Origin of the sequence: Chitinophaga nivalis (assembly GCF_025989125.1) — a bacterium.
In the GTDB taxonomy this organism is placed as follows: domain Bacteria; phylum Bacteroidota; class Bacteroidia; order Chitinophagales; family Chitinophagaceae; genus Chitinophaga; species Chitinophaga nivalis.
The window spans coordinates 2,030,587-2,043,790 of record NZ_JAPDNR010000001.1 but is presented as its reverse complement, the minus strand read 5'-3'; the positions used below and the strand labels follow the sequence as shown (position 1 = coordinate 2,043,790).

11 protein-coding genes are annotated in these 13,204 nt (G+C 43.8%); 4 read left to right on the top strand and 7 right to left on the bottom strand.

The genetic code is table 11. The features are described from left to right. Positions 1-53 precede the first annotated feature (53 nt). The gene (locus OL444_RS08385; protein ID WP_264733666.1) at positions 54-719 is read right to left on the bottom strand and encodes a response regulator; all 666 of its coding nucleotides are present in this window, start codon (positions 717-719) and stop codon (positions 54-56) included. Next, positions 716-2,371 carry a tetratricopeptide repeat-containing sensor histidine kinase gene (locus tag OL444_RS08380; protein ID WP_264733667.1) on the bottom strand — a complete coding sequence of 552 codons (1,656 nt, stop codon included), beginning with the start codon at positions 2,369-2,371 and terminating at the stop codon, positions 716-718. Before OL444_RS08380 ends, OL444_RS08385 begins: the two co-directional genes overlap by 4 nt. Before the next feature lie 783 nt (positions 2,372-3,154). Here OL444_RS08380 and OL444_RS08375 point away from each other — a divergent pair. From OL444_RS08375 to OL444_RS08365, 3 genes are all read left to right on the top strand, one after another. After that, the gene (locus OL444_RS08375; RefSeq protein ID WP_264733669.1) at positions 3,155-4,237 is read left to right on the top strand and encodes a hypothetical protein; all 1,083 of its coding nucleotides are present in this window, start codon (positions 3,155-3,157) and stop codon (positions 4,235-4,237) included. A 111-nt stretch (positions 4,238-4,348) separates the two neighbouring features. Further along, entirely contained in the window at positions 4,349-5,440 is a 1,092-nt protein-coding gene (locus tag OL444_RS08370) for a serine hydrolase domain-containing protein (RefSeq protein ID WP_264733671.1), read from the top strand. Between the two features lie 206 nt (positions 5,441-5,646). Beyond that, positions 5,647-8,631 (top strand): AAA domain-containing protein, encoded by a 2,985-nt coding sequence (locus tag OL444_RS08365; protein ID WP_264733672.1) that lies wholly within the window; start codon positions 5,647-5,649, stop codon positions 8,629-8,631. Between the two features lie 44 nt (positions 8,632-8,675). Here the strand turns inward: OL444_RS08365 and OL444_RS08360 are convergent, their stop codons facing one another. Further along, the gene (locus tag OL444_RS08360) at positions 8,676-9,242 is read right to left on the bottom strand and encodes a short chain dehydrogenase (RefSeq protein WP_264733673.1); all 567 of its coding nucleotides are present in this window, start codon (positions 9,240-9,242) and stop codon (positions 8,676-8,678) included. Between the two features lie 84 nt (positions 9,243-9,326). On the opposite strand from OL444_RS08360, the gene OL444_RS08355 reads away from it, so the two are divergent. Next, positions 9,327-10,166 carry a helix-turn-helix domain-containing protein gene (locus tag OL444_RS08355; RefSeq protein ID WP_264733674.1) on the top strand — a complete coding sequence of 280 codons (840 nt, stop codon included), beginning with the start codon at positions 9,327-9,329 and terminating at the stop codon, positions 10,164-10,166. Here the strand turns inward: OL444_RS08355 and OL444_RS08350 are convergent. The 4 genes from OL444_RS08350 to OL444_RS08335 form a co-directional block, all read right to left on the bottom strand. After that, positions 10,163-10,573 carry a 5-fold beta-flower protein gene (locus tag OL444_RS08350; protein ID WP_264733675.1) on the bottom strand — a complete coding sequence of 137 codons (411 nt, stop codon included), beginning with the start codon at positions 10,571-10,573 and terminating at the stop codon, positions 10,163-10,165. The two genes, OL444_RS08355 and OL444_RS08350, sit on opposite strands and share 4 nt — an antisense overlap. Positions 10,574-10,842: 269 nt before the next feature. Next, entirely contained in the window at positions 10,843-11,616 is a 774-nt protein-coding gene (locus OL444_RS31910; protein ID WP_264733676.1) for an AraC family transcriptional regulator, read from the bottom strand. 125 nt (positions 11,617-11,741) lie between these two features. Then, complete coding sequence (locus tag OL444_RS08340; RefSeq protein ID WP_264733677.1) at positions 11,742-12,542, bottom strand: alpha/beta fold hydrolase; 801 nt, start codon at positions 12,540-12,542, stop codon at positions 11,742-11,744. Positions 12,543-12,650: 108 nt separating this feature from the next. Next, on the bottom strand, positions 12,651-13,082 hold the full coding sequence (locus OL444_RS08335; protein ID WP_264733678.1) for an SRPBCC family protein: 432 nt from the start codon (positions 13,080-13,082) through the stop codon (positions 12,651-12,653). Between the last annotated feature and the right edge of the window lie 122 nt (positions 13,083-13,204).

Here is a 13,204-nt window from a genome sequence, read left to right as displayed (position 1 = left end):
GCATTAGCCTGTAAAAGGTAACAGGCTAATGTTATGTGCGGATAGCGTGTTGGTTAAATAATGCCCATGTCTTTGCAAAAGGCCACCAGTTGCTCATTTTTGGAAAATTCAAATACCTCTTTGATGGTATTCAACCGTTTTTCTATGCTGCTTAACCCGGAAGGGCGGATATTATTTTGCTGCAGGTAGTCAGGGATATCTTTCTGACGCATGCCATCTGCCAGGAGGGATATGATGGTAATATCATACTCCGTGAAATCGTATACATTTTTCTGCCGGATGATTTGTGTGAGATGCCGGGGAAAATAACGCTGGTGCTCAGCGATCATTTCCATCGCTGCATTTAGTTCTTTCGCGTCATTTCTGGCCTTGCGTACATAACCATCAATACCCAGTTTATCGAACAACATTTCAATAACAGCAGCTTTGCTCTCCGCAGAGAACACCAATATTTTCAAGTCCGGCTGAATTTTCCGGGCAGCAGGTATCAGCGATAATCCGTCCGGAACTTTTTGTGCACGTGCATCTGCTTCAAAATAGAGATCCGTGATCAGCAGATCGTAAGGATCATGCTGTTGTAAAGCCAGCAGGATTTTAGTAATGGCATCATCACAATAATAGACGTAGTCGGTGTCCGCAATGCCCCGTACTTCCAGGGTTTTCTGTACAGAAATATTTGCACTTTCGTGATCTTCAGCTATAAGTACCTTTTTAATCATGGTATGTATACGATTGGGAAAGAAATCCGGACTTTTAATCCTTTTTTCGGGTCTGAGTCAAAAGTAATCCGGCCATTCATATTTTTTATACGGGAAACCGTATTCTTCAGCCCATTTCCTGGTGTATGTTCAGCTGGCAGCCCCACACCATCATCTGTATATTGCATAAAAATCTGTCCGTCCGTTTGCTCGAATCTGACGGCCACATTACGGGCATCACTATGTTTTTTCATATTCACCAGCAATTCCTGCAAGATAAGTTTCACGTGTTCTTTGGTATCGTCAGCTATATTTTCCCACAGGTGTTCATTATTACCTACCGTCATGATATGAATCGCATCTGTCTGAAAAGAGGCTAAAAGCTGGATAATTTCCGTTTGAAATCCTTCTTCATAGACAGGAGGCTTTTCATAGGAAAGGTCACGTGACTTGTTATACAGGTTATCAATTTTGTCCAGCAGTTTTTCTTTCTCAATAACAGGCTGGTATTGCAATTCCGACATAATGCGATGTAGTCCATTGGCAACAACATCATGTACCTTCCGGGAGTTTTTCAGCTTTTCTTCCCGGATAATCCGTTGTTTTCGTTTGCGGTACCAGCCGATTGCCGTAAAAAGACCCGCCACCATTAACAGGATAACACCGTAAATCAGGATGCGTTGCTGTATAATCTGTACCTTTTTATCTGCATTTTCCTTTTGCAGCTGCAGGTTTTCCATCTTGTTTTTGGCCACATCATAACGAATGAGGGCAAATTGGTTTTTGTCTTTATTCCGGGCAGTTTGTATGCTGTCGTTCAAATACTGATAACGGGTGAAGTAAGGCTTTACGGTATGGGCTGGCGCAAGCTGTATTAGTTTTTGCAAGGCTTCCGCTTCATCACCCGGGCTGTTCAGCTGCCGGGCCACATTATACATTTTACCGGCATATAATAATGCGGAGTCCGGATGCGTGGCCATGTAATAATCAGACAGGTGCGCATAGCTCGCATTTTGGCCCCAGTCATCCTTTTCCTGGATCCTGATTTGCAATGCCGTCAATAATTCCGGAGCCGCCCGATAACCGGTATTCCGCAGCCATTTGGTTCTTGCCAGGTTGGATAATACCCGGGCATATCCCATTGGGTCCAGATTTTTTTTATGAATGATGGAATCATAAATGGCAATGGCTTGCATATAGTTGCCTTCCTTCTGGTAAACAAGACCTTTGTTGTTTAAAAGCGTCTGTTTTAAGGTATCATTTCGTGCATACTTCAATGCCAGATCATAATAGTGGATAGCTGCATCATAATTTTTCAGGTTTAGGCTGGTGTTTCCTAACTCATTATAATCAGAAGAAAGACAATACACATGCCGTTCATTTTGTTCATTTAAATAGCGCAGGGACATTAACAGGTTTTCCTGGCTGCCATAATAGTCACCGGCATCCGCTTGCAGCGCGGCCATTAAATTATAGACCTGGGCGATCTGTATGCTATCCACCAATGTACCCACCACTTTATTATAATAGTAAAAGGCGGAATCATTCTTTATATGTAAAAATGATTGGGCCTTTTCATAATCCGGCTCCTGGGTTACCAGAACAGGCACATGCTGCTGACGGCAAGCAAAAAGGCAAGTGGTTACGATGAGGAGGATAAGCAGTGTTTTCAATGACAATTGAGCTTAAGGATGAAGAGGATATACAGGTAAATAAGCGAAAAGGGATATGTATCTACCTGAATGATTTTATAAAGGGGAATAGCACACGCCAAACATACACCTAGACAAATATAAATTTTTTCCCCGGACAGTCATCGTTATTAGTATAGGTATGATTCCTATCAATATATAAGCTGTACATATGGGTTACCGTTTGCAGGAATATATAAAAAGAGAAAGGCAAGCTGATACTTGCCTTTCTCTGTATAACTATTTTCCTCTTGGAGGAATCGGGGGATGAGGCGGAACATGTCCTGTTTCCCCACCCGTATCCATTGTGGTTACTGGTGAACCATTATCATTATTACTTGTCATATTAGTATGGCTTGGGCATACCAATGCCCAAAACACGGCTATAAAAATGGAGAACATTTGTTTTAGTTTTAGCAGGTGAGTAATCACTGCAGACAGCTTTGGTGCTGCGCAGCAAGCGGGTAAGAAGCGCTTCTTACATTTTTTGGGAAGGGGAGAAAGCATTGATTACGGAAGCCGGTAAACGCTTCCCAGGCCGGTTATCAGTTGCCGCTTTCTTTGCTCCGGGTGAAACCAACGCTGTACAGTAAACCTGCTAGCTAATGCGGGACCTATTGATTTCGAGACAAAGGTATATCGGGGTAAGTGGCTGATTTGCAAGTGATTCCGGTAATTCCGATAATTCCAGGTCAATTCCGGATCAATTCCGAAAATGCCGGCCGGATTCCATAAATTCGATTCGTTTTACTTTATACTTTTGAAATGTATCCTGATTATCAGTCATTAGTCCTGCGGGATTATGAGAAAAAAAAGGCTGCCAATACCCTTTCTTCACACCTGTTGCAGCCCACTCCTGCCAAGCTCAAAGCAGCATGTATCGCCGTATGCGCGGAACGATATAAAACCAAGGATGAAAAAGTTCTGATGGAATTTTTTGGGAAGAAGGATAGTTTGGATGCCTATGTACAGGCGATCAGAAGACATGATACTGATAAGTTTAAGCCCCTGGTAAATTATTTAAGGGGTCAGGCAGGCGATACCGCTAAAACAAATATTGAGCTGCTGGCATGGCTGATCAATTTCGAACCACGACCTTATGAATTTGGAAAGCGATATAATATGGAGGAGGATGCACCGGAGGAGAGAGCAGCAGAAATATCAACTGTAATATCGCAAGATGAGCAGGAGCGTATTATTAATATGGCAGGTACCAGGGATACCATCAGCCCCGTATCTGGGCAGGTGCGCATAGACGGACCGGAAGTCGCCAGGGAGCCGGATACCAATATTAATACGGTGAGCGACAATACTCCGACCGATACTACGCCGAAGTATGTCGCAACAGGTACACCGGAAGTGGAGACACAGGCTGGGGAGAAGGAAATCAAGGCAGGTAAACCGGAAGTGATGACACTGGTCACCCTTCCTGACGGCGATAAAACCGGGGCATCGCACCGGAAAATCCGGCCGACAATCATATTAACACTTTTATTAACATCTATAGGTATCGGTACTTATTGGCTATTAAACCGCCCCTCCATATATCCAGGATCCGATCATGGCAATTGTATGTTCTGGACAGGTGACCATTATCAACGGGTTTCCTGCAACCAAAAGTTCAAAGACACTTTAGTGGTCGCATTAGACTCCGTGATGTTGCATGATTTCAAAAGAATAACGGAGCCGGATACTATCACCTTAAATGCAATAGGACATGTATGGTACATTAAAATAGATGGGAAGATTGAGTTTTATACCGCTGATGGCAACCACCCCATACAAAATCAGCGACCGTTAAAGCCAGTAACGGAATATATCTTATCTAAATATGTACACAACAATTAGCAGCATCTACCCTGTCTGAAATATCCATTCTATCACATAATAAACCAGTTTTATCCCATTTCCCCTCCGTTTAACCGGCCAACCTATAATTTGCCGGAAACACGCGATAAAATGCCTGCAAAACTTACTTACACCCTGTTCCTGTTATTGATCCTTATAGGTAATCCCCGAAACAGGGTGGTCGCCCAAAGCCTCGAAAGAAAAGTGGATAGTGTCATCTTAACCACCTTCAACGATAAAAATGGTCCAGGTGGCGTATTCATGATTGCGCAACATGGAAAGGTTATCTACCAGAAAGCTTTCGGTAAAGCCAACCTGGAACTGGACGCCGACCTGACCCCTGATCATGTATTCCAGCTAGGCTCCATGACCAAGCAGTTTACCGCCATAGCCATACTCATATTGGAACAACAAGATAAATTGAAGGTCACAGATCCCATCTCCAAATACATTCCGGATTATCCCGCCGGAGATAAGATAACGATCCATCATCTGCTGACACATACCTCCGGCATTAAGGACTTCACTAAAATGAAATCCCTGCCGACGATTGCGCAAAAAGAAATGACTCCTGAAATGATGGTAGACTTTTTTAAAAATGAACCCGTTGATTTTGCACCCGGCGAAAAGTTTGCTTACAATAATTCCGGTTATGTATTATTAGGATATATCATCACGTTGGTATCCGGAGAAACTTATCCCGATTTTATCCAGCATCATATTTTCGATATAGCAGGTATGCAACATTCCTATTATGCCAGCGACAGAAAAGTGATTCCCAAAAGGGCATACGGATACCATCAACAAGCATCCGGCTACGTCAATAAAACAATCATCAGTTTCAGTGTTCCTTTCGCTTCCGGCTCGTTAATGTCTACCACAGGGGATATGCTGAAATGGCAGCAGGCTTTAAATCAATACCTGTTAATCAGTCCTACGGAAACGAAAAAGGCATTCTCCACCTACAGATTAAATAACGGAGATGCTTTTACCTATGGCTATGGCTGGCATATCAAAACCATCAATGGCATACCCAGCCGGGAACATGGCGGCAGTATCTTTGGCTTCAAAACAATGGGGATCTATATTCCTGGCGAGGATATTTATGTGGTAGGATTCAGTAACTGTGACTGCCATTCCCCGACAAAGACAACAGGAGATATTACTGCACTGGCGTTGGAGGTGCTAAGCGGACGGAAGTGATACTTACCGTCAATGGTAAATTATATACAGCTGCCTTTAGCAAGCCTTCAAATCATATGATTTGAAGGCTTTTTCGTTAGATAACTTTTCAGTCATGGGTTAACGTAATAATTCCTATTTTTAAAATACACGACAAGTGGCCAGATCCGGGATGCAAACCATAAAGGCATGTCAACGTTCGACGCCAGCACCCTCAAAATAAAAAAATGAAACACCAGGAACATCTTCCTTTTTTAAAATATTGGCGTAATACCCTCGCTGATGCCGCCCGGGTAGAGATCAATGTCAATAAAACCATACACCTGTCTGATATAGACATTGACTGGCAGCAAGGCGCTATCCCTCCTGCCAGCGCCCATGCGTTGATTGAACAGGTAGAAAGGCAGCTGAATGAAAGTAAAGGCAGGACAGATGAAGCGGAGGAAGAATGGGAATACCTGGAAGAGGTACAGGTATTGATGGCACCCTTTCGGGTGAGTCCTCTTCCGGAATACATTAAACTTTCCGGAGAAACAGGCATCTTTTATCCCTTTTGGGTTCGGGCAATATTGAACAAGAAAGGTTTATTAAAGCCGGATGAAGACACTTTTCCCTATATCCCCCGTGTGTACCTGGAACCCCAGGTAAACCAAAATATCAATTTTACTTTTTCACATGTTGAGCGGATAGATCAGGCTTTTTCTCAACCTTACACCGGCAACGGCAGATGGAAAAACTATTATCATTACCTACAGCAAACATTTCAATCTATTACAGATAATGCCCTGGAACAATATACAACAGCGAATTTCACGACTACCTATCAATCTACTATTGTTGTCAATGAAACCTTATCCAGTGCCGCAGATGGTATTGTTCAGCTTTATGATTATCTCATAGAAAAGCAGGAGACCCCTGCTCTTTTAAAGACTATTTGCACTAAACAGGATACGCCGCTGCAATCACTGCTTTCAATAGATGAAATGGAAAAAAATTCCGCTGGCCATATCGGGCAAATGGGATATGAATTTCCACTTTCCATTTCACAGCGGAAAAGCCTGTACCATTTCAACCAATTGACAACAGGCGACATCCTCGCGGTAAACGGACCGCCAGGAACGGGCAAAACAACATTACTACAAAGCATCGTAGCCAACGAAGTAGTAAAAAGCGCGATAAGAGGGGGTGAGCCGGTGGTTATCCTGGCCTGCTCTACCAACAACCAGGCGGTTACCAACATCATAGACAGCTTCTCTCACGTAAAACAACAACAAGGAATGCTGTATCAACGCTGGCTGCCCGAATTAACCGGGTTCGGACTCTATCTCCCCAGTGCGGGTAAACAGGTTAGTAAGGAGGTACTTTATTTCAAAAAGCGTACCGGCGGCTTTCCTACCGAAATAGAAAACAGCCAGTATATAGCCCGGGCCACACAACTGTATACTGATAAGTTCAGGGAATATTCTGGCATACAGGAATTAGATATACAAGCCATCATCACGCACCTCCAATCAATTTTACAAGAACAGCAACAAAAACTGGATGCAGGCATCCGCATCTGGCAACAGTATAAGACGATACCTGCCCTCATTTCCCAATTAAACCCGGAACCTTCCTTCCGTTTGTTTGAACAACAACAGCTCAATGAAACATTGCTGCAAGAGCTGGAAACCAACATCAAAGCACTAGAAACTAAAGTGAGTGACTACCTCGACAAAGAATCCTTTTGGATGAAGCTTTTCTCTTGCCTGAAATTTGTTAAAGAGAAAAGAGCGACCCGGTTAAAACAGCTGTTCCGCGATTGTCCGCTTGCTTATGATAGCATCAACTTTTATGAGATCAAAAGTTTTCACCGGTTCTTCGACGAAAAACTCCTGCTGATCAAACAAATAAAAACGTGCAATAACGACTGGCAAAACTGGAAAAAGCAGCATCAGGTACATGGCAACCCTCCTCAGACTGACGCAGGATTCCGGGAAGCCGAACGCCAGTCCCAGGCATACTTTTATGATGAGCTGGAAAAAGGAATAAAACACAATCTCTTTCACCTGGCAATACATTACTGGGAAGGCCGTTGGATACAGGCCACCAGCAAAGTAATAGCAGAAGGAACCCTTCACAGAAACGGCATAGAACACGCTAAAAACAGGTGGAGAAGATTTTCCATGCTTACCCCCTGTTTCGTCTCTACCTTTTACATGGCGCCCAAATTCTTTACGTATTCAAAATTCATCAAAAAAACTTTTAGTGGAAACGTATATGAAAACCCTCCGTTACTGGATTTCATTGATCTGTTGATTGTAGATGAAGCAGGACAGGTATCACCGGAAATAGGGGTAGCCAGTTTTTCACTGGCGAAAAAAGCGGTTGTGGTAGGAGATACCCAACAGATAGAACCCGTATGGAATGTACCGCAGAAAGTAGATTTCGCAAACCTGTTGAGATATACTGCTATTAAAGAGGAACATGTTATCCAGGCACTTTTGGAGAAAGGATTTCTCAGTAGTTCCGGCAGTATCATGAAACTGGCCCAGAAATCTTCTCCCTACCATCCCTATCCTGATATGGAACGAGGCATGCTATTAACAGAACATCGCAGATGTTTCGATGAGATTATTGCCTATTGCAACAACCTGGCTTATAACGGACTGCTGGAACCTAAAAAGGGGCCAGCCAGGGACACTTTGTTTCCTCCCATGCAATTCATCCCGGTAACTGGTACGTCCGTAAATATAGGCACTAGCAGAGGCAACTACGAAGAAGCACATGCCATTGCAAATTGGTTAATCCAGCATCATACGGCTATTCTCAGGCACTATCAGCAAAAAGAAGCCGCCGATGCATTAAAAGATAAACGCCCGCCTAAAGTGCTCCAGTTAGCCAACCTGATAGGTATCATTACACCTTTTACCGGCCAGAAATTCATCCTGCAATCCGTATTGCGTAAATCCGGCCTCTATACACCCGGACTTACCATCGGTACCGTACATGCCCTACAGGGAGCAGAAAGATCTATTATCCTTTTTTCTTCCACCTATGGCTCCAATGACAGTAACAGATCCTATTTCTTTGATGTAGGGGTAAACATGTTGAATGTTGCAGTATCACGCGCCAAAGAAGCCTTTATCTTTTTTGGTACCCAGGAAAACTACGATAAGAAAAACAACACCCATTCCGCTAAATTATACCGGCATATTCAGCAAATACCATAAAAAAGCCGCATCAATTACAAGATTGATGCGGCTGATAGCTCCCTTTAATATCCGACCCTCACAATACATCCGTGCTTACTCCCCGTTACACATTCCAGGTACGCTGCGATAATATCCTCCCTGACCAACGTCTCAATTTTAGCAGGACTCACAGCATTCAACCGGATGCCTCTTTCCATTTCCAATGATGCGGCCCGTACGAAACTATTTACCGCCCCATTCACCACCGCCTTGCCCGTAGCATTCACGGCAGGCTCCTCTCCCATTTTACCGGATATCAGCGTAAAAGAACCCTGATCATGCAAATAGGGCTGTCCGGTTAATACCACCCGTATCTGCGCCAACAGCTTATGCTCCCAGCCATACTGCAGCTGTTCATCAGTGACTTGATGCAGGCTTCCCCCCATACTATCTCCTGCCGTACAAATACAGGCATCAATTTTCCCGGTCTTCCGGAACAGTTGTGCTACAGCCGCTGGTGAAGTAATATCTGCCCGGATATCACCACTGTTACGGCCGGCAGTAATGAGATCGTACTGTGCGGCAAATGCCGGGGTAATAATTCTTCCGATAGTACCGCCCGCACCGATAATTAAAAGCTTCTTTTTCATAGAGGTTATTTAAGCGCTAAAGCTAGCGGGAAACAGACGGAGGAACCTGTACATTTTTACACTTTATCGGTAACTTTAAGAACCATGGCAAGAGAACATTTATATCATCCCTTTGAAATAGATTTTACAGTGCTGAGTAGCTTCCCCCGGCTGAACTACCGAAACCATTTTTTCAAACTCATATACATCATGGAAGGAAGCGGCACACAATACATGAACAACCATCGCTTTAGCTATCAGTCCGGCAATTTATTCCTGGTTACACCAGCAGATAGTTACACTTTTTCCATTGATACCACCACTACCTTTTTCGGATTAAGTTTCCACGACACCTATCTGCACGCCGGCGAAAACCAACAGCAGGACTGGGCAGAACATATACAACCTATTCTCCGGAATGCCAGTCACCGGCCAGGATGCATACTTAAAAACCAGGTGGATAAACCGATGGTAGCCACCCTGGTGAATTGCTTGCATAAAGAATATACCAACGAACAAATCTATCATCACAAGATCATTCAGCAGTTTGTCAACACGCTAATATTGGTCGTAGCCCGGAATATAGCATTGAAGCTACCTAAAAACATAAAAGAGCATACCGGTGAGGTAATATTGGATATACTGCATTATATACAGACGCATATCTTCGATCCGCAATTGCTGAAAGCAGCCATCATTAGTCGGGAAGTAGGCATTTCCACCAACTATCTGGGACGTTATTTCAAAAAACAAACAGGCGACACCTTACAGCAATATATCTCTCACTATAAATTACGACTGATTGAAATGAGGCTTTTACACAGTGATATGCGTATAAACGAAATCGCCTGTGAATTAAACTTCACAGACGAAAGTCACCTGAACAGGATCTTTAAAAAACATAAGGGCATCAGTCCTTCTGCCTATAGAAAAAAATATGTTTAATCGAACTTGAAAAAGAAAAATACCAGCGCCGCCCATTCCTTCTTCACGCCTTTGGCATAGCCGATCGTACTGTAACTCGCATTTTGTACGGTACCGTCTTGTTTGATATAGCCGATGGTAGAATAACTACTATTCTGCACTGCACCATTTGCTTTCACATACCCAACAGTAGAATAGCTGCTATTTTGAATAGTACCATCACTTTTAATATAGCCGATAGTAGAATAGCTTTTATTCTGTACGGCACCATCATCCTTTATATACCCTACCGTTTGATAACTGGCATTTTTTATTTTACCATCACTGCTGATGGAACCAAGGGAACTATAGCTACTGGACTGGATGCTTTGTGCCTGTAACAGCATACCTGTAAATAACAGGAAAAACAGTATTCCGATTTTTTTCATGTCAGCAGATTTAAAATGTGTAGCGGTATTTTTTCAGGCTTCCCTTCATCATGTGAGGTCTTACATCATCTCAGCCTTTTATCTTCCATAAAGTTAAGCATTCATTTCTGCTACTGTTTTTTTAGTATGGTGCAAGACCTGAAAAAACGCCCTATTTCCTTGCTGGTTCAGCCTTTTCATAGCAACTACGACAGCAGCATTCAACGTATCAAGCAGGTTATATGCAAGCTCATGAACCTATATTATTTCTCGAAAGGTATAAATACCTGTTACCAGAAAACACTTTCTTTAAAAAACTGACCGGGCGTTTTACCGGTGAAGGTTTTAAAATCACGGATAAAATGCGCCTGATCAAAGTAGCCGGCAGCATAAGCCAGCTCTGTAAAACTTTGACCGGGAGTATAGTTGTCGATCGTATTTCTCAAACGGGTAACGGTCGCAAACTGCTTGGGACTACTGCCTACCACCCGCCGGAAGCGCTTTTCAAAAGCATCCTGGCTCACAAACAGCTGCCTCGCCAGCTCTTTTATAGGCAGATTACCTTTATGAATGGTAATCTGCTGCACGGCATGCGTAACCAGCAAATCCGGCGTAGACGATGGCAACGCCGACAACAATACTTTTTCCATGAAGGCAATCTTTGCTGCCGGTGCAGGGCAAGCTGCCAGTTGTTCTGCCATATAGGTTATATCGCGTAACCCTTTAAGGTCGGCTGCCGGTAAAGTATGTCCGAAAAAGGTATGCATCGGTTCCCGGAAAAAGGCAGCAGCGCCAACAGGGGTAAATGTTATCAGGAAGTTACCCGTGGATGCCGTATAGGAGATCTGTCTATGTGATTTCCGCATACCGGAAAAAACAGCGGCAGGTAACTGTTGCTGCACCCCGTTTTCCGAAACCGCCACCGATCCCTGAAAGCGGAAAGATAACACCATAGCCGTATCCGGCAGTACAACATTATCGACGGCACCGTCATTTTCAATGATGGTAAAATTTTTCACGAACGGACGAAGCGCAACAGCGGGTTTATATCGTTGTAATTTCACGGCTTGGTGGCATCAGATTAGCCTGTTAAATATAGCACAAAAAATGCCCACGGCAGGCCGCGGGCAGGTAAATAATTTCGGGGATGATACAGTTCTCTTCAAACCATGACAGCTACATCACTATACTAATGGCCAGCGGCTGTAACCAGAAACGGTTGTATGATAGCCAGTAATTTGTGGGTTTCCATCATCAGGCTAACGTGTGAGGCGCCAGGGATAATCGCCAGGCGGGAGGCAGGCAAACCAGCCATATCTCCGAAAACACCACCACCCAGCAACCGGTACATATCTGTGATATGATGCAGATCTACGCCATCATTATCTCCGCTAATCATCAATACCGGTGATTTAATCGCTTTAATATTAGCTGCACCCAGATCATAGGGTTGTTCATCAAATTTTATCATTTTGGTGACAAACGTTTTCCAATGGCTTTTATCCGGTGCCAGTTGATCGTAGGCGGTTTTCAGCGGTGTGCTTTCCAGAAATGCAGGATCCATTTTGGCGAATATCTCCCGCGCTTCTTTCGACCATCCGTCGTACTTATAGGCAGAAGAAATAAAGACCAGTTTCCTGACCAGTGCCGGATGCCGCAGCGTGAGCTGCAAAGCAACGGTAGCGCCTAAACTATATCCCAATACATCAGCGCTATCCACTTTAAGGTACTGTAATAGTGCGGCTACATCATCTGCCAGGGCAGGAAAGGAAAATGGACGATCAATATCCGCCGTTCTGCCATGCCCCTGCATTTCCAGGGCAATCACCTGATGGGTTTTGGCCAGCTCCGGTATCAATGCGCCATAGTTCATATCAATCGTCATGTAACTACCGTGGATAAGCACAATGGGACGGCCTTCTCCCTGTATTTCATAATACATTTTCAACCCATTCACGGGTGCATAACCGGTTTTTTTGGGGGTATGCATCGGTTTATTTTTAGTGGATTGCGCCTGTACTGATACCATAGATATCACAGTCATGCAGCACAGTAGGAAAGTGGATCGGATAGCCCTGGTGGTAAACATAGTGACAGCTTAAGCAGTGAAAGATTCCGTGTATTTTTTGAAATTGTCGAGAATAGCCTGCCAGCCACCTTGTTGCATTTCGATGCTATGGGTGGTTTCTGCATCAAAGGTTTCTGTTACCTCAGTCGTATTGCCATTCTCTTCAAAAGTAATATTTACTTTTCGGCCATCTCCCATAGTATAGGTAATCAGTTCATGGGGTTTCACCTCATCATATACACCACCGAAATCAAAGCCGAAACTACCGTCTTTGGCTTCCATACGGGAGGAAAATTTTCCACCGGGACGCAGGTCATTTTCTGCACGGGGCGTATGCCAGTCTTCTGAAGCGCTGTTCCATTTCATGATGTGTGCAGGCGCAGTCCATAATTCCCATACTTTAGCGGCAGGTGCATTGATAGTGGCAGTTACTGTAATCGTTGTGTTGTGTGCAGTACTCATTTTGATTGATTTGAAATTCAATAATGTTGTTTGATACTGCAAACATAGGGTGAGATTTTGTAACATCCGATGTGCAAACGCGACAAAATATAGGGTTATTTGCGACAGCCTTTTCGGGCCCC

Coding starts and splice junctions, on each gene's coding strand:
- OL444_RS08385 (WP_264733666.1), bottom strand. CDS start 719: ATGATTAAAAAGGTACTTATAGCTGAAGATCACGAAAGTGCAAATATT.
- OL444_RS08375 (WP_264733669.1), top strand. CDS start 3,155: ATGTATCCTGATTATCAGTCATTAGTCCTGCGGGATTATGAGAAAAAA.
- OL444_RS08370 (WP_264733671.1), top strand. CDS start 4,349: ATGCCTGCAAAACTTACTTACACCCTGTTCCTGTTATTGATCCTTATA.
- OL444_RS08365 (WP_264733672.1), top strand. CDS start 5,647: ATGAAACACCAGGAACATCTTCCTTTTTTAAAATATTGGCGTAATACC.
- OL444_RS08360 (WP_264733673.1), bottom strand. CDS start 9,242: ATGAAAAAGAAGCTTTTAATTATCGGTGCGGGCGGTACTATCGGAAGA.
- OL444_RS08355 (WP_264733674.1), top strand. CDS start 9,327: ATGGCAAGAGAACATTTATATCATCCCTTTGAAATAGATTTTACAGTG.
- OL444_RS08350 (WP_264733675.1), bottom strand. CDS start 10,573: ATGAAAAAAATCGGAATACTGTTTTTCCTGTTATTTACAGGTATGCTG.
- OL444_RS08340 (WP_264733677.1), bottom strand. CDS start 12,542: ATGCATACCCCCAAAAAAACCGGTTATGCACCCGTGAATGGGTTGAAA.
- OL444_RS08335 (WP_264733678.1), bottom strand. CDS start 13,082: ATGAGTACTGCACACAACACAACGATTACAGTAACTGCCACTATCAAT.